This is a genomic window from Streptomyces tailanensis, assembly GCF_008386495.1.
In the GTDB taxonomy this organism is placed as follows: Bacteria; Actinomycetota; Actinomycetes; order Streptomycetales; family Streptomycetaceae; genus Streptomyces; species Streptomyces tailanensis.
The window spans coordinates 161,161-181,364 of the sequence record NZ_VTHJ01000005.1 but is presented as its reverse complement, the minus strand read 5'-3'; the positions used below and the strand labels follow the sequence as shown (position 1 = coordinate 181,364).

Below are 20,204 nucleotides of genomic sequence, written 5' to 3'. Positions count from 1 at the left end.
ACAAGCCCCCGCTAACCCGCACATGGGGGTCGAAGGGGCGCAGCCCCTGGATGGGGGTCCCCCCGCTCGAGCGGAGCCGTGAGTGGGGGAGGGGCGGGTAGGGGCGGCGGGGGGCGCGAAACCGGTCAGACGGCCAACGCCCGCGCCTCCACCGGCTCCGCCGGAACCACCGGCACCTCAGCAACAACAGGCACATCCTGATGCGGCAACGCCACCGGCCGCACCGGCCGCGCCCCCGACACCACCGTGTAGTCCGGCCCGAGCCGAGCCGGCATCACGTCACCGACCTCCTCGCCCAGCGCCAACTGCACAGCGGCCCAGGGCGCGTTGATCCCGCAGAGGGCCAGCTGATGCAATCCCCCCGCCGGCCGGGTGTTGACGTCCATCAACACGGGCTCGTCGCCGTACATCCGGAACTGAATGTTCGTCAGATAGTGCAGCCCGAAGGACTCCGCGATGAGCCGAGCCGGATCGATCCACGCGGGGTTGAGGCTGAACCCGCGCCGCCGTCCGTTCTTCGTGCGACCGACGGCCATCCGGACCCGCCCGTCGGGCCCGGTGAGGCAGTCGACGGACACCTCGGGCTGTTCGAGGCGCGGCATCACCAGCCAGTCCACCGGCTCGTCGGCGGCTCGCAGCGCCGAGACGACCATGTCGAGCGGCACATACGGGCTCGGAAACCCGTTGAGGTGAGCGAGCGAGAAGGGGGCGCGCGTAACGACGCGGAAGCCCACACCACCCGCCCCCGCCGCCGGCTTGAAGCACGCCTTATGCCCCCCGGCCTCCAACTCCTCCACGGCGGCGGTGAGTTCGTCCTCGGACGTCACCCGGAACCACGGCGGCACGGGAACCCCGTACGCCTGGACCGCCTCGTACGCGGTCACCTTGTCCTCGAAGACCTCGATCGCCTCGGCGGGCGGCGCCAGCAGCGCCGTACCGACGGCCGCGAACTCCTCGCGATGCGCGGCGATGGCGGCCTGGTGCAGCCGGGGCACGAAGACGTCGATACCGCGCTTGGCGCACTGGTCGAGCGCGTACTCGACGTACGCGGCGGGGGAGAGGCCCTCGGGCTCGAGGTCGGCCGTGTCGGCGGCGGCCAGTACGGGGGAGTCGGCGTCACCGTGGGTGGCATGGATGTCCACTGGTCGAGCGTGTGGATTACTCCGCAGCTGATCCATGAAGAAGACGTTCTCCGCGTACGTGCGGTTGAGCCAGACGCGTACGCGAGAGACCATGCAGGCCGCCTTTCTACGGTTCGCGGGCACGGCGGAGCAGGCCGTGCCCGGCCAGGGAAGATGGAGGTACGCCGAACCGCCGTACGCGAAAGGGAGGGCGTGGCGGTGGTGTAGGAGGGATCATACGGCCATGGGGACCGAAGTTTTTGTCACGCGCGTGTTAATCCTTGTGCGGCGCGCTTGCCGGGACGCACCGTAGTCCTTTGCCCAGAGCTTTCGGCGGGTCGCCCTTGTCCGTTGGTACGCACGTGTGTTCTCGTGTTTTCGATCGGTGTCACGGAGGGGAGCGCGGGTGGAGTCGACGGTCGGCCGTCATGGAAATCTGCTGGCCATCAGCGATCTGCACATCGGTTACCCCGAGAACCGCGCCCTGGTCGAGAGGATGCGGCCCGAGACGGACGACGACTGGCTCCTCGTCGCCGGTGACGTCGCCGAGACCGTCGCCGACATCCGCTGGGCCCTGGAGACCCTCGCCGGCCGCTTCGCGAAAGTCGTATGGGCGCCGGGCAACCACGAACTGTGGACCCACCCGAGGGAGACCGTCCCGTACCGCGGCGTCGAACGGTACGAACACCTCGTCGCCCTCTGCCGCGACCTGGGCGTCGTCACCCCCGAGGACCCCTACCCCGTCTGGGAGGGACCGGGCGGCCCCGTCGCCGTGGCACCGCTGTTCCTCCTGTACGACTACTCGTTCCTGCCCAAGGGCTGCACGACGAAGGACGAGGGTCTGGAGTACGCGTACGGCACCGGCGTGGTGTGCACCGACGAACACGTGCTGTACCCCGACCCGTACCCGAGCCGCGACGCCTGGTGCCGCGCCCGGGTCGCCGAGACCGAGCGCCGGCTCGCCGAGCTGCCCGCCGACCTGCCTACGGTGCTGGTCAACCACTACCCGCTCGACCGGCACCCGACGGACATCCTGCGCTACCCCGAGTTCGCCATGTGGTGCGGCACGGAACTGACCGCCGACTGGCACCGGCGCTTCCGCGTCGAGGTGATGGTCTACGGCCATCTGCACATCCCGCGGACCACGTGGCTGGACGGGGTCCGATTCGAAGAGGTGTCCGTGGGTTACCCCCGCGAGTGGCGTCCGCGCCCGGAACCGCCGGGAAGGCTGCGCCGCATTCTGCCGATGGAGGTCGGAGCCGGTGATCGAGGAACTGCTCCCGGAGTCGGTCGTGGCCGTGGAGGCGCACTCTGACGACACGGCCGAGGGAGCGTGGGAGGGCGCCCTCTACCCCGAGGAGGAGGTGTTCGTGGCCCGCGCGGTGGTCAAGCGGCGCCGTGAGTTCACCGTCGTACGCCTCTGTGCCCGGCGTGCCATGGAGAAGCTCGGTGTGGCGCCGCGGCCGGTCCTGCCCGGCGAGCGTGGCGCCCCCGGCTGGCCGGACGGGCTGGCCGGCAGCATGACCCACTGCGACGGATACGCCGCCGCCGCGCTGGTCCGCACCACCGACCTCGCCTCCCTCGGTATCGATGCCGAACCCCACAGCGCTCTGCCCGAGGGTGTGCTGGAGGCGATCGCGCTCCCCGCGGAGGAGGCCCGGCTGCGCCGGCTGACCGCCGACCGTCCGTCGGTCCACTGGGACCGCCTGTTGTTCAGCGCCAAGGAATCCGTCTACAAGGCGTGGTTCCCGCTCACCGGCCGGTGGCTGGACTTCTCCGAGGCCGACATCGAGGTGACCGTCGACGCCGACGGCCGGCGCGGCGGTCTGCGCGCCGAGCTCCTCGTCCCCGGACCGGTGGTGGGCGGCCGGCGCATCACGGTCTTCACCGGACGCTGGACCGTCCGGCGGGGGCTCGTGGCGACGGCGGTCACGGTTCCCTTCCCCACGGAAGAAGAGGACGCCAATTGAACTCCTTTTCCTATTTGGATCTGCACAGACAGGTCGCGGCTGATATCGACGCCGACATCGCGTCCGCTCTGGAGAGCTTAGGTCCGGAGTCGTCAGCAGTACGGACATCCATATCCACGCTGCTGGGGCACCAGCAGATGAAATATCCGCTCTCCGTGCTCCCGCTGCTCGTCCACGCGGCCGAGACCGGGGAAACCGCACCGGCCGTTCCCCTGTCGGCCGTGCATGTCCTGTGGTGGACTTCAGCCTGCTATCTCGACGACCTGTCCGACGGCCACGGCGGCAACATCCCCGACGGACTCGGCGCGGACGCGGCTCTGCTGGCGTCCGTGCTGAGCGGACAGGCCCTGCCTATCCGGGTCGTGCGGGCCCAGCCGGTCCCGGACACGGTCCGTGACGCCCTGACCGGCGAGATCGTCGATTGCTGGATCGACGCCGTGGAAGGCCAGTTGCGGGACCTGCGGGGCGACCTGGAGAACGCCTCACGGGATGCGGTCGTCGCGGCCTATCGAGGGAAATCCGGCGCCCCGTTCGGGATGATCACGGCCATGGCGGCGACGCTCTCCGGCGCCGGGAGCGAGCGCACCGAGCTGTGGCGCGAATTCGGTGCGGTCTTCGGTATTCTCTGGCAGCTCTTCAACGACCAGGAGGACATCCTTTCGGGCCGCGACGAGGATCTCCTGAACGGCACGGTGACCTATCTCCTCGCCTGCGTCCTGGAAGAAACCCCGCCCGATTCCAGAGCGCGTATCGCGGAACTGAGCGCCGCCGCCCGCACTTCTGAACCGGCCCGGACGGAACTCACGGCCCTGCTGCTCAACCCCGCCGTTCTCCTGCGCTACGAGAAGGACCTCTCCGCGTACCGCGACGAGGCCTACCGGGTCCTCGGTGAACTGGGCGGCCACGAGACGTACATGGCGGCGCTGCGGCAACTCGTCGACCAGTCCTCCGGGATGTATCTGTCCCCGGCGGACTGAGGCTCTTGGTGGCGGTCCGCCGGGGCGCACCGGCGGACCGCCGCTTCACATCCGCGCTCAGACTTCCGGGCACCAGCTCCTCAGCAGCCGGAAGAACTCCTCCTCGTTGCCCGCCAGTCCGGCCGCCGCCAGCGCCTGCTCCGCCTCGGCGAGCGCGGCGGTCGGCACCACGGGTGGTCGGCGGGACTCCGGCGGCCCGTCGAACGCGGCTCGTACGGTACCCAGCAGCCGCAGATACGCCTGGACGGCGGTGCGCTCGCGGTCGGTCAGTACGGCGGTCGGCATCGAACGGCTCTCCCCTGGTCGGATCGGTGAAGCGCCACATGGAAGTGACACCCCACCAGCTTGCCGTCCGCCACTGACAATCCCGTTTCGCTACACGTCCGTTCGCCCGGCCGGCGGACGGAAAAGGGGCCCGGTACGGCTACCGTTGCGCGGCGCCCAGCGTCGTCTCCCGCTCGGGGTCCGTCAGCGGCGGTCCCGTCAGCGGTGGTTTGACCGGGCCCCGCAGTACCGCCATGAGGACCTCCGGCCTGACGAGGGCGCCGGCCGGCTCGGTGAGGGTGATGACGCCGAGGAGGGCCTTGCAGACGAGGGGACGCCCGGTCGCGGTGCGCATCAGCCGCCGTACGTAACGCTGGAAGAGTTTCTGCCCGGCGTTCGGCTGTTTGCCGATCGCCTCGGGGTAGCGGATGTCCGTGCCGGTGGCCAGCTCCCAGGCGATGCCCACCGGTACGGCGACGGCCCGCTGGATGCGGCGGGCGAGCCCCGGTGCCGTGATGCCGTGCGCCGCGACCCGCTCGCGCAGCGCCAGGGCGCCCTGGGCGGCGACGGACATGCCGTGGCCGTAGATCGGGTTGTACCCGGCGAGCGCGTCGCCGACCGCGACGAATCCCTCGGGCCAGGCGGAGACCTTCTCGAAGTAGCGCCGCCGGTTGATCGTGCTGCGGGTGACCATGACGTCCGTCAGCGGCTCCGCGCGGGATATCAGCTCGCCGACGACCGGATGCCGGAGCGCGCGGGCGAACTTCTCGAACTCCTCGGCGTCACCGGTGGGTTGACCCCCGCGGGTGCCCGAGATCGTCACCAGCCAGCGGCCGCCCTCGATGGGCACGAGAGTCGCGCCCTGCCCCGGCACCGGCACTGTCACGTCCGGCTGCACATTGACCACCGGGAACTCCTCGGTGCCCTCGGGCGCCCGGAAGATCCGGCTGGCGTAGACGAGCCCGGAGTCGACCTCCTCCATCGGCGCGGGCGGCACCCCCAGCGCGTCGAGCCAGGCGGTGCCCCGTGAACCGCGGCCCGCGGCGTCCACCACCAGGTCGGCGGCCAGGACCCGCTCCTCGCCCCCGGCAGCCGGCCGGACCCGTACACCCGTGACCCTGGCGGCATCGCCCCCCAGGCCCAGGATCTCGGTGCGCTCCAGGAACGTGACCCGCGCGTCGGACCGGAGCCGGGCGCGGACGACCGACTCCAGCAGATCGCGGCTGCACGCGATCATGAACTCCATCTCCGGCCAGCGCCGCAGCCACCCCTGGGCGGACATCGAGACCAGACCGGTCGGCAGCGGTATCCGCCGGGCGCCGGCCGCCAGCCAGGCCTCCGTGACCCCCGGCAGCAGCTCCTCCATCGCGCGGGCCCCGCCGGACCACAGCAGATGGGCGTGACGGGCCTGTGGGACGCCCTTGCGGGGCTCGGGCCCCTCGGGCAGTTCGTCGCGCTCGACGACGGTGACCTCGGCGTGGTCGCGCAGCGCGGCGGCGGCCAGCAGACCGGCCAGTCCCGCGCCGAGGACGACGGCACGCCGGGTGGTCGTGACCGCGGTGTCGGAGGGCCTAGGCCCTGTCGTCGAATTCCCCTCTGCCCGCCCGCCCTCCGGGCGGACGACGGGAATTTGACGACAGGACCTAACGGGTTCGCTCATGGAAGTCGCTTTCTGACCTGGTCGCGGCGGCCCACTCGCGGGCGGCCGCTACGACGGGGGACTGACGCAGGGCGATGGACATGCGCACGAGGTCACGGGGGTTCTCGGCCGGCAGATCGGGGGCGTCGGTCACCGCCGAACTGATGACCCGGCCCTCCGGGTCGTCCGCCCTCGCCCGTACCGCCGCCGTCACCATCGCGGCATCGGCCTCGGCCCGCGCCTGGACCGGCTCGGAACCGGCCGCCACGGCCGCGTCGTAGGCCTTGGCACGCACCTCGGAGTCGAAGTACGGGTACAGGCTGAGCATGCCGTCGTGGATGTCGGACTCCCGCTGCGTCATCTGGAGCTGGGCGGGAGCCCACCAGGAGATCCGTACGTCATGGCTCGCCTGGGCCCAGACGGGCCGCAACTCCCGCCACAGCGGCCCGAGTCGACGGTACATGGACCAGGTCGTCCAGGAGTCGCCGATGCGCTCCCCGGCCAGCGGCAGGCAGAAGCCCAGCGCGCAGACCTGGGCGCCGGCGGAGGACAGCACGGGGGCGACGTACGTGCTCAGATAGTCCAGGTCCCCGCCCTGCCAGCGGGCCACCACGGCGATCAGCTTGACCGCCGCGAACGGCACGTTGACGAGATAGCCGAGCGCGATGATCAGCAGTCCGGCGCGCAGCCAGCCGCGCACCTGGAGCGCCCAGCGCCAGCACATCAGGTTCATCGCGACGCCCGCGACGGTGAACCCGACGAGATACAGCACGATCATCTCGCGCAGGAAGGGGGTGTTGGCGTAATACGTGTCGAAGTCCCGCACCCGCTCCACGGGCGCGTCCCCGAGGAGGAACAGCACCACGATCGCCGCGCACACCACCGCGTACCCGGCGATCCAGCGACGCGAGAGCCCGCGGGTCGACTCGGGCGGGCCGCCCCGCCAGTTGACGATCAGCACCAGGCAGGAGCCGCTGAAGGCGCTCAGCAGGACGTAGACGACGGCCGCCGAGATGTTCGTGACGCCGGTGACGCGATTGACCTCGGCGATCGTCGGGGGCGCGGCGAAGAAGAACACCAGACAGGCCAGCGTCATCAGCGCGCACACGGACCTCAGCAGGGGGTCCCGCCAATTGCGCAGCAGTGCGGGCGTCTTGAGGGCGAGGGCGATCGCCATCGCGACGGCCGGTATGTAGTAGCTGGTCCCGTCCATAGGTGTCGGCGGCTGTGCCGCTCAGCCCTGCGGTCCGCGGTAGCCCAGGGAAGCCCCGATCCGGCCGGCCAGATGATCGCGTCGCACGGGCCCGCGCAGCGCCGAACCGGCGAGCCAGGTACGGCACTTGCTGGCCAGCAGCAGTCCGAAGCTCTCCGCGTCCTGCTCGTCGGCCAGGTCGAACCGGGTGCGGGCGGCGACCCTCAGGACCGTCGCCCGGAGGTCGGCGTCCGCGTTCAATAAGCGCGCGGCGACGGCGGCGCCCTCAGGACTCTCGGCCACTTGCACATGTTGACCGCAGTGCCCGGCCTGCATGTGCCACAGCTCGTGGCCGAGGATCACCAACTGGTGGTCGGGGGCGGTGCGTTCCTCGATGACGACGAGGTCCCGCTCGGGCATGTCCAGCCACAGCCCACTGGCCGTACCGGGCGGGAAGGCGGCCGTACGGTAGTGGACGGGGCGGCCGCGGCGTCTGCTCATGGCGTCGCACAGGGCGCTGTAGATGTCGGCGGGGTCCGCCGGTGCCGGGAGCGTCAGCTCGCCGACCAACTCGCCGCACAGACGGCGCATTTCCTTTCCGATGCCCACAGTTCTCCCCCGGTCAGGACTCGGGCCGCTTGACGCTCTCCAGCAGCATGTCCAGCCACTCCGCCACCTTGTCGCGGTGCTGGTCGGTGGGCAACTGGGCTGCCCGCCAGGCGATGGAGCGCACACCGTGGTTCTGCAGCAGCCGCTGCAGCGGGTCGTCGGCGGCCTCGGCTGCCGCCCGCTCACGGTCGGCGAGCTGCTGGAGGAGCTCCTGCTCGGTGCGCATCAGGGCGCTCGCCAGCGCCTCGGGATCCTCGGCGGTGAGGAAACCGGCGTGCACTCTGAAGAAGCGCTGGATGGCGTCGCAGTGTTCCATCGTGGGGCGCCGGTCGCCGTTGATGAGGGCGCCCGCCTGCTGACGCGACATGCCGGCGCCGTCGGCGATCTCCTGCTGGGTGTACTTGCGGCCGTTGGGCTTGAGTCTGGTGCGCCGCAGCAGGTCCAGGCGCTGCAGGAAACGGGCCTGGATGTCCGGCTCGCCGGCGCGCTGCCCGCTGAGCAGCGCCTTCACCACCGCCTCCGGCACGCCGGACGCGACCGAGAGTCGTCGGGTGTCGAAGACCTCCGCGTGCGCCACGCCCAGCCTGTCGGTCAGCGCGGTGACACGGGCCACGACGGCCGGCAACAGAACCGTCGCCGTGGCGTCCGGAACCTCGAAGCCCTCCGTCACCGACAGATCTCCTACGTCTCTCTCAGGCCAATTTCGCGGTACTGCGGAATCCGTGGATCCAAGCCTGGCGCGAGACCCTGGTCCCGGCAAGTACACCGTGAACTGCGGGGAGACTAGCGGTTCTGTCGAACTCTCATCCAGGTCTCGCCACAACTGTGGCGAGATTCAGCCGTCAACGGGCGCCGAATGCCACGATAGTTGACACGACTGAGCCGGGGAAGGAGGATCAAGGTGCCGCGTGAAGGCCGCATAGGCAAGAGGGGTGACCTCCCGATGGCATATCAGGCAGGAGGGCAGCGGTCGGTACCGCAGGCCGTCCCCGACACTCTCGAAGCCCAGGAAGCGCAGGCGTACCTCCACGACTACGCCACGCTGCTGGAGGCCGTCTCCTTCCCGTCCGTCGTCCTCGACCACCGCTGGGACGTCATCCTGACCAACTCCGCGTTCCGGGCGCTCTTCGGCGCCGTGGGACCACACCCGACGGCCATGCCGGGGGACAACTTCCTGCGCTTCGTGCTCTTCCACCCCGACGCCGCCACGGTCCTCGGCGACCACGAGGCCGGCTGGTGCCTGCCGATGCTCGCCCACTTCGCCGCCGCCGTGGAGCGGCACGCTCAGGACGGCGGCCTGCAGTCCATCCGCCGCGACATCGCCCAGGACCCCATCATGGACGCCGCCTACCGGCACGGCCTGCCCCACTGGCTCCGTACGGTCGGCCCCGAGGCCGTCCAGCGCGACGGCGCCGTACGCCCGCTGGTCCACCCCGACCCGCGCTGGGGCGCCACGGACTGCCGGGTGATCGACGAGACCCCCGACACCCTCCGCGACCTGGGCTACACCCGTATGACCCTCGTCCTGCGCGAGGCCGGCCGCCCGTCCGACACGCACCGCAGGTCCCGCCGCCCGCGCCGCACCACCGCGAGCCATCTCAGCGTGGTGCCCTCACCCCACCAGTGAGGCGCGCCCCCTCCGGCGCCGCCGGCGTTCAGGTCGCCGACGGCGCCGGAGGTCAGTCCTTGCTCAGCGGAACTCCCCGCTTCGCCGCCTGGATCTGCTCGTACACATGTGTACGCAGCTCCGCGAAGCGCGGGGCCACCCGGGTGTGCAACTGGTCGCGTTCGACCGGCAGATCGACCTTGAGCTGCTCCTGTACGACCGTGGGGGAGGCGGACAGGATCAGGACCCGCTCGCCGAGATAGACGGCCTCGTCGATGTCATGGGTGACGAAGAGGATCGTGATGCCACGCTCCCGCCAGAGGCCGCGCACGAGGTCCTCCAGGTCGGCGCGGGTCTGCGCGTCGACCGCGGCGAACGGCTCGTCCATCAGCAGCACGTCCGGCTCGTACGCGAGCGCCCGGGCGATGGCGACCCGCTGCTGCATACCGCCGGACAGCTGCCAGGGGTACGCCCCCGCCGCGTCGGAGAGGCCGACCGAGGTGAGGGCGTCGTCGACCAGCTCGCGGCGGCGTGACCTGCTCAACTTCTTCTGCTTGAGCGGCAGTTCGACGTTGTCGCGGACCCGCATCCAGGGGAACAGGCTGCGGCCGTACTCCTGGAAGACGACCGCCATACCCGGCGGCGGCCCGCTCACCGGCCGTCCCCCGAGGAGGACTTCGCCGGCTGTCGGGTTCAGCAGGCCCGCCACGCACTTCAGCAGCGTGGTCTTGCCGCAGCCCGACGGGCCCACCAAACAGACGAGTTCGCCCGCGTCGACGGTGAAGGTGAGGTCCCGCACCGCCTCCACACGGCGCCCGGAACCCTCGTAGACCTTGCGCAGGCCCGATACCTCAAGCAAGGCGTGCATGGTTCGCCCCTTCTCAAGCTTCACTACGATCGCCGGGAGGACGCGCGCAGACCGTGGTACCAGCCGAGCACGCGCCGCTCGACCAGCCGGAACACGACGGACAGCGCGAACCCGAGCAGACCGAGGACGAGGATCCCGGTCCACATGTCGGGGATCGCGAAGCCGCGCTGGAACTGGACGATGGTGAAGCCCAGACCGTTGCTGGCCGCGAACATCTCGCTGATGACCATGAGGATGATGCCGATGGACAGCGCCTGGCGCAGCCCCGCGAAGATCTGCGGGCTCGCCGAGCGCAGGACGACGTTCCGCAGCCGTGCCGTGCCCGTGATGCCGTACGACCGTGCCGTCTCGGACATCACCGAGTCCACCGCTCGTACGCCCTCGACCGTGTTGAGGAGGATGGGCCACACACAGCCGCTCGCGATCACGGCGATCTTCATCGTGTCGCCGATGCCCGCGAACAGCATGATGACCGGGACCAGGACCGGCGGCGGCACCGCCCGCAGGAACTCAAGGACCGGCTCGCACACCGCCCGCACCCGGCGGTAGGAGCCGATGACCGTGCCGAGCGCGAGGCCGACCACGGCCGCCGAGGTGTAACCGGCGAGGAGCCGCAGCACGCTGGGCAGGACGTCGGCGCGCAGCCGCTCCCCCGTCCAGACGTCCGGGAAGGCGGTGAGGATCGTGCGCAGGGGCGGCCAGTACACGTCAGTGCTGTCGTCCGACGCGAGCCACCAGGCGGTGACCAGGACCAGGGGCAGGGAGACGACGAACAGCAACCGGAGCAGGACGCCCTTCAAGCCGCCACTCACACCGCCACCTCCCCGCGCACCGACTGGTGCCAGGCCAGCGCCCGCCGCTCCACCGTCCGCGCGCCCACGTTGATCAGCAGCCCCAGCACCCCGGTGACCACCACCAGCGCGTACATCTCCGGCACGGCCTGAGAGGTCTGGGCGACCGCGATGCGCGCGCCCAACCCCGGTGCGCCGATGACGAGTTCGGCGGTCACGGCCAGGATGAGGGCCACGGCGGCGGCCAGCCGGACGCCGGTCATGACGTACGGCAGAGCGGTGGGCCACAGGACGTGCCGCACCCGCGCCCAGGGGCCGAGGCCGTAGGAGCGGGCGGTCTCCTCGGCGACCGGGTCGACGTCCTGGACGCCGTACAGGGTCTGGATCAGGATCTGCCAGAAGGACGCGTAGACCACCAGCAGGAGCACCGACTGCAGTTCGGTGCCGTACAGGAGGACCGCGAGGGGGATCAGGGCGACCGAGGGGATCGGGCGCAGGAACTCGATCGTGGAGGCCGTCGCCTCGCGCAGATACGGCACGACGGCGATGACGACTCCGGTCAGGATCCCGGCGGTCACCGCGATGAGAAGACCGACCGCCCAGCCGGTGAGCGTGTCCCCGAGCGCCGTCCAGAACGTGTCGTCGGAGAGTTCGGTGGCGAGCGCGTCGGCGACCCGGCTGACCGGCGGGAAGAAGTCGTCCTCGACGAGGCCGAGTCGCGGGACCGCCTCCCACACGGCGAGGAATCCCGCGAGCCCGGCCGCGCCCAGGGCGGCGTTGGTCAGCCCCGGGCGGCCAGAAGTGGGAGACACCGACCTCGGGCGGGCGTCTTCGAGTTGCTTGTCCTTCACGGCAGCAGCTTGTCCAGGTCCGGCGTCTCCTTGAAGAGGCCATCGGCCTCGCCGAGCTTCATGAGGGCCTCGATGGAGGGGCGGTTGGCCTCGGCCGGCCACTCCGGCAGGATCACCTTCTCCAGTACCGCCGCCGGGATCTTCGTGTACGTCGTGACGACCTCGCGGGCCTCGTCCGGGTGGGCGTCGGCGTAGGTGAGAGCCTCCGCGGTGGCGTCCTGGAACCTCTTCACCACCTCCGGGTTCTTCTGGGCGTACTGCGTGGAGGTGAAGTACATCGCGACGGTGAGCTTGGGTGCGACGTCGACCATGGGCGAGGCGATCACCACGCCGCCCTGGCCCTTGATGGTGGCGGTCGCCGGCTCGACCACCATCGCGGCGTCGATCTGGCCCTTGTCGAGAGCGGCCGGCATCTGGTCGAAGGCCAGCTCGACGAAGTCCACCTTGTCGGGGTCGCCGCCCGCCTTGCGCACCGACTCGCGCACCGCGGTCTCGTTGATGTTCTTGAGGGTGTTGATGGCGACCTTCTTGCCCTCCAGCCCGTCGGCCGACTTGATGGCGCTGCCCTTCTTGACCATGAGGGCCTCGAAGTCCTTGCCCTGCTCGCCGTTGGACGCGATGCCGTTGGCGACGGCCTGCACGGGAACACCGTTGGTCTGGGCGACCATCAGCGAGGTCATGTTGGAGAACCCGAACTGGAACTGGCCGCTGGCGACGCCCGGCACGATCGCCGCACCGCCCTGAGCGGCGCTGAACTCCAGCTTCAGGCCGTGCTTTTCGAAGATCCCCTTCTCCTGGCCGAGGTAGAGGGGCGCGACGTCGACGATCGGGATGAGGCCGACCTTGACGGTGGTGACACCGCCGGAGGCATCGTCCGACGCCACGGAGGAGTCGGACGAGCCGCAGGCCGTCGCGGCGACCAAGAGGGCACCGGTACCGAGACCGGCGAACAGACGACGCATGGCTCCTCCTGAGGAGACCCGGGTGTGCCGACAGGCTCCGCGCACGAGTGTGCGCAGACCGTACAGAAGTGCTCAGCCGGAAGGTAGAACGCCGCCGGGTGCGGGTCAATGGCCTTGCCGTGCGAGGCCGTTGACAGTTGCAGAAGTGTGCTCCTAGCGTGCGCAGAGCGCACTTCCGTGCGTACAGAGCGCATTTTCATGCGTACAGAGCATTTCCGTGCGTACAGAGCGCGCATTTTCAGGGTGCGTCTTCGTGCGTCCTCGTGCGTGCTTGTGCGTCCTCGTGGAGGCGACGATGCCAGATCGAGCCCGGTTCGGTGGAGCCCGCGAACCGCATTTCGTCCGGTCCTTCGAGCGGGGCCTCGCGGTGCTCCGCGCCTTCGACGCCGAGCATCCCTCGCTGACGCTGAGCGAGGTCGCCCGCACCTGCGAGCTGACCAGGGCGGCCGCCCGCCGCTTCCTGCTGACCCTTGTCGACCTCGGGTACGTCCACACCGACGGCCGTCTGTTCCGGCTGACCCCGCGCGTGCTCGAACTCGGCTACGCGTACCTGTCGAGCTTCACCCTGTCCGACCTCGCCGAGCCGCACCTGGAGCGGCTGGTCGCGCAGGTGGGGGAGTCGTCCTCGCTGTGCGTCCTCGACGGCGACGACATCGTGTACGTGGCGAGGGTCCCCACCAGCCGCATCATGACCGCGACGATCAACGTGGGCACCCGCTTCCCGGCCCATGTCACCTCGGTCGGCCGGGTGATCCTCGCGCATCTGCCGGACGACGAGATCGACGCCCGGCTTGCCCACGCCGACCTCAAGCCCTTCACTCGCCGCACCGTCGTGTCACCGGACCAGTTGCGGGCCGAACTGCGCCGCGTACGACGGCAGGGGTACGCCATCGTCGACCAGGAACTGGAGGAGGGGCTCAGGTCCGTCGCCGCCCCGGTGCGGGACCGGGACGGCGAGGTGGTGGCCGCCGTGAACATCCCCGTCCACGCCGGCCGCAACTCCGTGGAGTCGGTACGCCGCGACCTGCTTCCCCATCTCCTGGCCGCGGTGGCCAGAATCGAGGCCGACCTGGGTGTCGCCGGGACGGCAGGGGGCCGGACGCCGGCCGTGCCGCCCGACGCCGCTACAGGTCGAGCACGAGTCGGGCGCCCCGGCACCGGGACACACAGATGAGCATGGTCTCCCCGGCCTCGCGCTCCTCGTCGCTGAGCACCGAGTCCCGGTGGTCGGGGGTGCCGTCGAGGACGTCCGTCTCACACGTCCCGCAGGTGCCCTCGGCGCAGGAGTAGAGCACCTCGACCCCGGCGGACCGCACGGTGTCGAGCACGGAGACACCGACGGGCACGGTCAGGGTCTTGCCGGTCCGCTCCAGTACGACCTCGAACTCACTGTCCGGGCCGGTCTGTTGCTCCTTCGGCTGGAACCGCTCCACCCGTAGCGCCCGCCCGGGGCACCGCTCCTCGACCGCGTCGAGCAGCGGACCCGGACCGCAGCAGTAGACGAGGGTGCCCTCGGGGAGGTCGTCGAGGACCGAACCCAGGTCGAGCAGCCCCGTCTCGTCCTGCGGAGCGACCGTGACCTTGTCCCCGTACGCCCCCAACTCCTCCTGGAACGCCATGGACTGCCGACTGCGCCCGCCGTACAGCAGGAACCACTCGGCGCCCGCTGCCTCGGCCGCCGCCAGCATCGGCAGGATGGGCGTGATGCCGATGCCGCCGGCCACGAACCGGTAGCGGGGCGCCGGCTCCAGAGCGAAGTTGTTGCGCGGCCCGCGCACCCGGACCTTGTCGCCCGGCTTCAACTCGGCGTGCACATAGGCGGATCCGCCGCGCCCCTCCGGTTCCCGCAGGACCCCGATGCGCCAGCTGTGCCGGTCCGCCGGGTCGCCGCACAGGGAGTACTGCCGCTCCAGCTCGGGCCCCAGCAGCACATCGATGTGCGCGCCCGGCTCCCAGGCCGGGAGTTCCTCGCCCAGCGGGTGGCGGAGGGTGAGGGCGAGCACGCCGTCGGCCGCGAACTCCCGGCCCTCGACGACGAGTTCGGCTTCGTACACGGTCATGAGGTGTTTCCTTGTGGCTCGTGTCCCTGCGGATGGGCGAGCATCCACTCCCACATCTCGATCGGGTCCTGCGCGGTGTGCTCACGCCCGCAGTGACATGTGCCGTGCAGGATGTCGGTGCCCGGCAGCCAGTCGATGCGGTAGACCTCTCCGGTCGGTGACGTCACTGGACCTTCTCCATGGGCTTCTCGCCCTCCTCGATGAGCCGGGCGAGGATACGGCGGGCGGCGAGACCGCCGGTGTCGATGTTGATGCTCAGCTCCTGGTAGCCGGTGCGCTCGGTGCCGAGCGTCTCCTGGAGGAGGTTGAGCGCGTCGACGTCCTGCATGACGACCGTGTGGTTGTTGCCCCTGAGGAACTCGGTGACCTCGTCGTCCTCGGTCGCCCAGTCGCGCGAGACCATCCAGAAGTCGTACACCTTGCCGTCCGAGGAGGGCGTGATGGCGTACGTGATCTCGGTGTGGAAGCCGTTCGGGTCGCTGCCGTCGGCCTCGGGCAGCACGCCGACGGGCGCGATCCGGCTGTGCAGCAGATACAGACAGGGCGCGTGGTACTCGATGTCCTGCCAGCGGGTGATCCGGCCCTCTATGCCGGTGGACTTGGCGTAGAAGGGCGGGCACTCGGCGTCGTCCATGTGCCGGCTGACCCGCACGATCCCGGCCCCCTCGTCGACCTCCGTCGTGATCGGCGTCTCGGCGACCTCGGGGGTTCCGATGTATCCGCCGTGCAGGTACGTCTCGTGGGAGAGGTCGAGCAGGTTGTCGACGAGGAGCCCGTAGTCGGCGTCGATCGGCTCCATGCCGCGCACGGTGACCCAGCCGGGGGAGTCCAGGTGCTTGGCGCGCGGGATCGTCTGCGGGTCGGAGAGGGCCGGGTCGCCGATCCACACCCAGATCAGCGCGTCCTGCTCGACCACCGGGTACGAGGCGACCCGCGCCGTTCGCGGAATCCGCCTCTGCCCCGGCACGTACACACACGCGCCCGTCGTGTCGTACGTGAACCCGTGGTACCCGCACACGATCCGGTCCCCGTCGAGCCCGCTCTTCGACAGCGGGTACCGGCGGTGCACACACCGGTCGTGCAGCGCGACGGGCGTCCCGTCCTCCTCCGTCCGATAGAAGACGAGCGGCTCACCCAGAATCGTCCGGCCGAGCAGTTCCCGCCCGACCTCATGGGCGTAGGCGGCGACGTACCACTGGTTCCTGGCGAAGGCGGTGGTGTGAGGCATGGGGTTCCCGTCCCTGTCGGCGGGGCGTCATCGCCCCGCGTGCCGTGGTTGGGATCAGGGTCCTGACGGCTGGGGTTGCCACGCAAGGCGGCTTCTGCCAGGCGGAAGCGTCTCTGCGAAAGAGCTGGTCAGGGCCTTGTCATGTGCCTTGCTCAGCACTGGCAGGGGCTGCGGAGTAGCGCCGCTGGGTGGATCACTCCTGAGGCGGCCGCTGATGGATGCGGCGAACACGTCTGATCGCGGCACTGCCGCGATTGTCCGAAAGAGTAACTATTGTTGATGAACGCACCAATTTCTTGCCGGTTCTTGAGCGGTACACCGGCAGAACCTGGATTCTCGCAGTTCAACGCTGGTCAGTGCTGTCACAAGGCCGTGCTGGGTCGAATCCGGGTCGAATCCGGGTCGAATTGGCCCGTCTTGGCGTACCTGGCTGGGTCATCGCAGGTCCCCTCCTCCCACGAAGCCCGCCTGACCGAGGTCGGCCCGGGCACGCCGATGGGCGAGGCGCTGCGGCGCTACTGGCAGCCGATCGCCAGCTCCACCGCCCTGACCAGCGACGTCCCACACCGCGCCCGCATCCTGGGCGAGGACCTGATCGTCTTCCGGGACGGCCAGGGGCACCCCGGCGTCGTCTTCGAGCGGTGCTCGCACCGCGGCAGCAGCCTCTTCTTCGGCCGTATCGAGGAGGACGGCATCCGCTGCTGCTACCACGGCTGGAAGTTCGACGTGCAGGGCCACTGCCTGGACCAGGCCTGCGAGCTCGACGGCGGCAAGCGCCGCAACCTCGACCCCGAGGTCCGCGGGGACCTGGTGGCGCGTGAGAAGGCGTACTGCCAGGAGCTGCAGAAGTCGGGGGAGTGGGTGCACATCTGGCGGTGCGTCGGCGAATACGCCAACATCAGCGTCTTCGACGTCGCCGACAACGAGGCGCTGCACCGGATCCTGTGGAACCTCCCCCTCTTTCCCTACCTGACGCTCGACGTGACGCCGCTGGCTCAGCATCCGTCCGATCTGGCCGCCGGGGAGGTCGTGGCGTGATGGACAAGGTGATCGCCACGGCGGCCGAGGCGGTGGCCGACGTGCCGGACGGCGCGTCGCTCGCCGTCGGCGGCTTCGGGCTCAGCGGGGTGCCGAACGTGCTGATCCAGGCCCTGTACGAGCGGGGTGTGGCCGGGCTGTCGGTGGTGTCCAACAACTGCGGGGCGATGGACTCCGGCCTGGCGGTGCTGCTGGCCGCCGGCCGGATCGCCCGGGTGACCGGTTCCTACATCGGGGCGAACAAGTCGCCCGGCAGTACCTGGCCGGCGAGCTGGAAGCCGAGCTGATCCCGCAGGGCACGCTGGCCGAGCGGCTGCGCGCGGGCGGGGCCGGCATCCCCGCCTTCTACACCCCGGCCGGGGTGGGCACCCAGGTCGCCGAGGGCGGACTGCCGTGGCGGTACGACGGTGAGGGCGGCGTCGCGCTCGCCTCGCCGCCGAAGGAGGTGCGGGAGTTCGACGGCACCGAGTACGTGCTGGAGCGCGGTATCCGCACCGGCTTCGCGCTGGTGCGGGCGGCGAGGGGCGACCGGCACGGCAACCTCGTCTTCAACATGTCCACCCGCAACTTCAACCCCCTCGCGGCGATGGCCGGCAAGGTGACGATCGCCGAGGTCGAGGAGCTGGTGGAGCCCGGCGAGATCGACCCGGACGCGGTGCACCTGCCGGGCATCTTCGTGCAGCGCGTTCTCGCGCTGACGCCCGAGCAGGCGGCCGACAAGAAGATCGAGCAGCGGACGGTGAGCGGCTGATGGCCTGGACACGCGAACAGATGGCCGCCCGGGCCGCGCGCGAACTGCGGGACGGGCAGTACGTCAACCTCGGCATCGGTCTGCCGACACTGATCCCGAACCACCTCCCGCCCGGCGTCGAGGTGGTCCTGGAGTCGGAGAACGGCATCCTCGGCACCGGTCCGTATCCGACGGAGGAGCAGGTCGACCCGGACCTGATCAACGCGGGCAAGGAGACGGTCACCGTCCTGCCGGGCGCCTCCTTCTTCGACTCGGCGCTGTCCTTCTCGATGATCCGCGGCGGTCACATAGACGTCGCCGTGCTCGGCGCCATGCAGGTGTCGGAGAAGGGCGACCTGGCGAACTGGGCGATCCCGGGGAAGCTGGTCACCGGGATCGGTGGGGCGATGGACCTCGTCCACGGCGCCCGCACCGTCATCGTGGTGATGACTCACACCGCCAAGGACGGCTCGCCCAAGATCCTCACTCAGCGCGTGCTGCCGCTCACGGCAAGGCGTGTGTGAACCGGATCATCACCGACCTCGGCGTCCTGGACGTCACCGACGACGGCTTGGTACTCGTCGAGACCGCGCCCGGGGTGAGCGTCGACGACATCGTGGCCAGGACCGACGCCAAGATCCGCATCACCGAGGAGATCTCGTCATGACACTGCGGGACGTCTACATCGTCGACGCGGTCCGCACTCCGGTCGGCCGCTACAACGGCGCGCTCGCCTCCGTCCGCCCGGACGACCTGGCCGCCCACGCCATCCGCGAACTCCTCGCCCGTACACCCGACTTGGCCCCGGACCGGATCGAGGACGTGTACCTCGGCAACGCCAACGGCGCCGGCGAGGAGAACCGTAACGTCGCCCGCATGGCCGCCCTGCTCGCCGGCCTGCCGACCTCGGTGCCCGGCGTGACGGTCAACCGGCTGTGCGCCTCCGGCCTGGAGGCGGTCATCCAGGCCGCCCGCGCCATCGCGGTCGGCGACGCCTCCATCGCCGTGGCCGGCGGTGTGGAGTCCATGACGCGGGCGCCTATGTGCTGCCCAAGTCCGACAGGCCGTTCCCGGCCGGGCACGCCGAGCTGTACTCCACCACCCTCGGCTGGCGCATGGTCAACCCGAAGAAGGACCCGCAGTGGACCGTCCCGCTCGGCGAGAGCGCGGAGCTGATCGCCGAGAAGCACAAGAACAGCCGTGAGCAACAGGACGAGTTCGCGCTCGCCAGCCACCAGAAGGCCGCACGTGCCCAGGAGGCCGGCCTGTTCGACGCCGAGCTCCTGCCGGTGTCCGTCCCACAGCGCAAGGGCGAGCCGCTCGTCTTCGCCGCCGACGAGTGCGTACGACCGGATGCGTCGCTGAGCGCCATGGCCAAGCTGAAGCCGTCCTTCCGCACCTCCGGGGGAACGGTGACCGCGGGAAACGCCTCCCCCCTGAACGACGGCGCCGCCGCCCTGCTCCTCGTCGACGAGGAGGGGCTGAAGGCCACCGGCCGCGAACCGCTGGCCCGCGTCTCGGCAACCGGTGTCTCCGCGCAGGGCACGCCCGGGCTGCCGTCGTACCTCGTCGGGCGCCCCGAGGGGTACGCGGTACTGGACGCGCTGCGGGCCGCTCAGCGCATCGACGGCTCCGGCGTTTCCGAGCGGTCGCCGGTCGGGATCTCGGGCTACTCGCAGGGTGGCCAGGCAGCGGGCTGGGCGGCCGAACTCCTCGGCGACTACGCTCCCGAGCTCAGGCTCAAGGGCGTGCTCGCGGGCGGTGTCCCGACCGACATGCTGACCGAGGTCAACCACCTCAACGGCAACCCCACCGCGGGCGCCGGCTTCGCCGTGGCCGCACTCGTCGGGCTCGATCACGCCCATCCGGAACTGGGCCTCGCGGCCCGGCTCACGCCCGAGGGCGAGCAAGCCGTGGAGCGTGTCGAGAACAGCTGTGTCTTCGAGGACTACCTGACGTTCGGCACCCTCACCACCGGCGACGTCACCCAGCCCGACGTCCTCGCCGATCCCCGCTGGCAGAAGCGCTTCGCGGAGTCGAGGCTCGGCACGCGCAAGCCCGCCGCACCGGCCTACGTCTACCACGGCACATCGGACACGCTCGTCCCCTTCAGCCAGGGCTCCAGGCTCTACCACGACTGGTGCGCACGAGGGCAGTCCGTCCAGTTCGAGGCGCTCTCCGGGGTCGACCATGTTCCCGGCATCGTCCTCGGCCCCCCGCGCGGTGTGGAGTGGCTCGTCGTCCGGCTGAACGGCGGAACCACTCCTGAAGGCTGCAACGAAGTCGGCCTGGGCTGAT

At 70.4% G+C, this 20,204-nt stretch carries 18 protein-coding genes and 5 pseudogenes; 10 read left to right on the top strand and 13 right to left on the bottom strand.

The genetic code is table 11. The annotated features are described in order from the left end of the window. Nucleotides 1-125 precede the first annotated feature (125 nt). A complete protein-coding gene (locus tag F3T56_RS06580; protein ID WP_149823726.1) occupies nt 126-1,235 on the bottom strand; it encodes an ATP-grasp domain-containing protein in 1,110 nt (369 codons plus the stop codon). A gap of 292 nt (nt 1,236-1,527) precedes the next feature. Here F3T56_RS06580 and F3T56_RS06575 point away from each other — a divergent pair, with 292 nt between their 5' ends. Genes F3T56_RS06575 through F3T56_RS06565 form a run of 3 tightly spaced genes read left to right on the top strand, consistent with a single transcriptional unit; the run spans nt 1,528 to nt 4,068 of the window. After that, nucleotides 1,528-2,436, top strand: a complete 909-nt coding sequence (locus F3T56_RS06575; protein WP_149823725.1) for a metallophosphoesterase family protein — start codon at nt 1,528-1,530, stop codon at nt 2,434-2,436. After that, nucleotides 2,384-3,091, top strand: a complete 708-nt coding sequence (locus F3T56_RS06570) for a 4'-phosphopantetheinyl transferase family protein (RefSeq protein ID WP_149823724.1) — start codon at nt 2,384-2,386, stop codon at nt 3,089-3,091. Before F3T56_RS06575 ends, F3T56_RS06570 begins: the two co-directional genes overlap by 53 nt. Further along, nucleotides 3,088-4,068 carry a polyprenyl synthetase family protein gene (locus F3T56_RS06565; protein WP_149823723.1) on the top strand — a complete coding sequence of 327 codons (981 nt, stop codon included), beginning with the start codon at nt 3,088-3,090 and terminating at the stop codon, nt 4,066-4,068. The genes F3T56_RS06570 and F3T56_RS06565 overlap by 4 nt, the downstream gene beginning before the upstream one ends. Nucleotides 4,069-4,125: 57 nt before the next feature. Here F3T56_RS06565 and F3T56_RS06560 read toward each other — a convergent pair whose 3' ends face one another. From F3T56_RS06560 to F3T56_RS06540, 5 genes are all read right to left on the bottom strand, one after another. Continuing rightward, nucleotides 4,126-4,353 (bottom strand): hypothetical protein, encoded by a 228-nt coding sequence (locus F3T56_RS06560; RefSeq protein WP_149823722.1) that lies wholly within the window; start codon nt 4,351-4,353, stop codon nt 4,126-4,128. A 139-nt stretch (nt 4,354-4,492) separates the two neighbouring features. Continuing rightward, a complete protein-coding gene (locus F3T56_RS06555) occupies nt 4,493-5,992 on the bottom strand; it encodes an FAD-dependent oxidoreductase (protein ID WP_149823721.1) in 1,500 nt (499 codons plus the stop codon). Beyond that, nucleotides 5,976-7,184 carry an MAB_1171c family putative transporter gene (locus F3T56_RS06550; protein ID WP_149823720.1) on the bottom strand — a complete coding sequence of 403 codons (1,209 nt, stop codon included), beginning with the start codon at nt 7,182-7,184 and terminating at the stop codon, nt 5,976-5,978. Before F3T56_RS06550 ends, F3T56_RS06555 begins: the two co-directional genes overlap by 17 nt. A gap of 21 nt (nt 7,185-7,205) precedes the next feature. Beyond that, on the bottom strand, nt 7,206-7,754 hold the full coding sequence (locus F3T56_RS06545) for a toxin-antitoxin system, toxin component (protein ID WP_149823770.1): 549 nt from the start codon (nt 7,752-7,754) through the stop codon (nt 7,206-7,208). Between the two features lie 31 nt (nt 7,755-7,785). Then, on the bottom strand, nt 7,786-8,442 hold the full coding sequence (locus tag F3T56_RS06540; protein ID WP_149823719.1) for a helix-turn-helix domain-containing protein: 657 nt from the start codon (nt 8,440-8,442) through the stop codon (nt 7,786-7,788). Nucleotides 8,443-8,715: 273 nt separating this feature from the next. Between F3T56_RS06540 and F3T56_RS06535 the strand changes: the two genes are divergently transcribed. Beyond that, nucleotides 8,716-9,399 carry an MmyB family transcriptional regulator gene (locus tag F3T56_RS06535; RefSeq protein WP_149823718.1) on the top strand — a complete coding sequence of 228 codons (684 nt, stop codon included), beginning with the start codon at nt 8,716-8,718 and terminating at the stop codon, nt 9,397-9,399. 52 nt (nt 9,400-9,451) lie between these two features. Here the strand turns inward: F3T56_RS06535 and F3T56_RS06530 are convergent, their stop codons facing one another. The 4 genes from F3T56_RS06530 to F3T56_RS06515 form a co-directional block, all read right to left on the bottom strand. Continuing rightward, nucleotides 9,452-10,246: an ABC transporter ATP-binding protein gene (locus F3T56_RS06530; protein ID WP_149823717.1), complete on the bottom strand. Its 795-nt coding sequence runs from the start codon at nt 10,244-10,246 to the stop codon at nt 9,452-9,454. Between the two features lie 23 nt (nt 10,247-10,269). Further along, nucleotides 10,270-11,046 (bottom strand): ABC transporter permease, encoded by a 777-nt coding sequence (locus F3T56_RS06525; protein ID WP_149823769.1) that lies wholly within the window; start codon nt 11,044-11,046, stop codon nt 10,270-10,272. An 8-nt stretch (nt 11,047-11,054) separates the two neighbouring features. Beyond that, a complete protein-coding gene (locus F3T56_RS06520; RefSeq protein ID WP_149823768.1) occupies nt 11,055-11,822 on the bottom strand; it encodes an ABC transporter permease in 768 nt (255 codons plus the stop codon). A gap of 62 nt (nt 11,823-11,884) precedes the next feature. Continuing rightward, nucleotides 11,885-12,850, bottom strand: a complete 966-nt coding sequence (locus F3T56_RS06515; RefSeq protein ID WP_149823716.1) for an ABC transporter substrate-binding protein — start codon at nt 12,848-12,850, stop codon at nt 11,885-11,887. Between the two features lie 295 nt (nt 12,851-13,145). Here F3T56_RS06515 and F3T56_RS06510 point away from each other — a divergent pair, with 295 nt between their 5' ends. Continuing rightward, nucleotides 13,146-14,024, top strand: a complete 879-nt coding sequence (locus tag F3T56_RS06510; RefSeq protein ID WP_149823715.1) for an IclR family transcriptional regulator domain-containing protein — start codon at nt 13,146-13,148, stop codon at nt 14,022-14,024. Here the strand turns inward: F3T56_RS06510 and F3T56_RS06505 are convergent. The 3 genes from F3T56_RS06505 to F3T56_RS06500 are packed head-to-tail and all read right to left on the bottom strand — an operon-like array spanning nt 13,975 to nt 16,138. After that, a complete protein-coding gene (locus tag F3T56_RS06505) occupies nt 13,975-14,910 on the bottom strand; it encodes a PDR/VanB family oxidoreductase (protein ID WP_149823714.1) in 936 nt (311 codons plus the stop codon). The two genes, F3T56_RS06510 and F3T56_RS06505, sit on opposite strands and share 50 nt — an antisense overlap. Then, on the bottom strand, nt 14,907-15,077 hold the full coding sequence (locus F3T56_RS46030; RefSeq protein ID WP_172638829.1) for a hypothetical protein: 171 nt from the start codon (nt 15,075-15,077) through the stop codon (nt 14,907-14,909). The genes F3T56_RS06505 and F3T56_RS46030 overlap by 4 nt, the downstream gene beginning before the upstream one ends. Next, a complete protein-coding gene (locus F3T56_RS06500; protein ID WP_149823713.1) occupies nt 15,074-16,138 on the bottom strand; it encodes an aromatic ring-hydroxylating dioxygenase subunit alpha in 1,065 nt (354 codons plus the stop codon). Before F3T56_RS06500 ends, F3T56_RS46030 begins: the two co-directional genes overlap by 4 nt. A 495-nt stretch (nt 16,139-16,633) precedes the next feature. On the opposite strand from F3T56_RS06500, the pseudogene F3T56_RS50005 reads away from it, so the two are divergent. From F3T56_RS50005 to F3T56_RS50000, 5 pseudogenes are all read left to right on the top strand, one after another. Then, nucleotides 16,634-16,921 (top strand): annotated as a pseudogene (locus F3T56_RS50005) (Rieske 2Fe-2S domain-containing protein); the annotation flags it as partial. A 9-nt stretch (nt 16,922-16,930) separates the two neighbouring features. Further along, nucleotides 16,931-17,176, top strand: a pseudogene (locus F3T56_RS49640) (muconolactone Delta-isomerase family protein); the annotation flags it as partial. Further along, nucleotides 17,176-17,927 (top strand): annotated as a pseudogene (locus F3T56_RS06490) (CoA transferase subunit A). The pseudogenes F3T56_RS49640 and F3T56_RS06490, both read left to right, overlap by 1 nt. After that, a pseudogene (locus F3T56_RS06485) lies at nt 17,927-18,573 on the top strand (CoA transferase subunit B). Before F3T56_RS06490 ends, F3T56_RS06485 begins: the two co-directional pseudogenes overlap by 1 nt. A gap of 2 nt (nt 18,574-18,575) precedes the next feature. Beyond that, a pseudogene (locus F3T56_RS50000) lies at nt 18,576-20,203 on the top strand (acetyl-CoA C-acyltransferase). Nucleotide 20,204: the final 1 nt, after the last annotated feature.

Coding starts and splice junctions, on each gene's coding strand:
- F3T56_RS06510 (WP_149823715.1), top strand. CDS start 13,146: ATGCCAGATCGAGCCCGGTTCGGTGGAGCCCGCGAACCGCATTTCGTC.
- F3T56_RS06560 (WP_149823722.1), bottom strand. CDS start 4,353: ATGCCGACCGCCGTACTGACCGACCGCGAGCGCACCGCCGTCCAGGCG.
- F3T56_RS06530 (WP_149823717.1), bottom strand. CDS start 10,246: ATGCACGCCTTGCTTGAGGTATCGGGCCTGCGCAAGGTCTACGAGGGT.
- F3T56_RS06550 (WP_149823720.1), bottom strand. CDS start 7,184: ATGGACGGGACCAGCTACTACATACCGGCCGTCGCGATGGCGATCGCC.
- F3T56_RS06515 (WP_149823716.1), bottom strand. CDS start 12,850: ATGCGTCGTCTGTTCGCCGGTCTCGGTACCGGTGCCCTCTTGGTCGCC.
- F3T56_RS06535 (WP_149823718.1), top strand. CDS start 8,716: ATGGCATATCAGGCAGGAGGGCAGCGGTCGGTACCGCAGGCCGTCCCC.
- F3T56_RS06555 (WP_149823721.1), bottom strand. CDS start 5,992: ATGAGCGAACCCGTTAGGTCCTGTCGTCAAATTCCCGTCGTCCGCCCG.
- F3T56_RS06545 (WP_149823770.1), bottom strand. CDS start 7,754: ATGCGCCGTCTGTGCGGCGAGTTGGTCGGCGAGCTGACGCTCCCGGCA.
- F3T56_RS06505 (WP_149823714.1), bottom strand. CDS start 14,910: ATGACCGTGTACGAAGCCGAACTCGTCGTCGAGGGCCGGGAGTTCGCG.
- F3T56_RS06580 (WP_149823726.1), bottom strand. CDS start 1,235: ATGGTCTCTCGCGTACGCGTCTGGCTCAACCGCACGTACGCGGAGAAC.
- F3T56_RS06500 (WP_149823713.1), bottom strand. CDS start 16,138: ATGCCTCACACCACCGCCTTCGCCAGGAACCAGTGGTACGTCGCCGCC.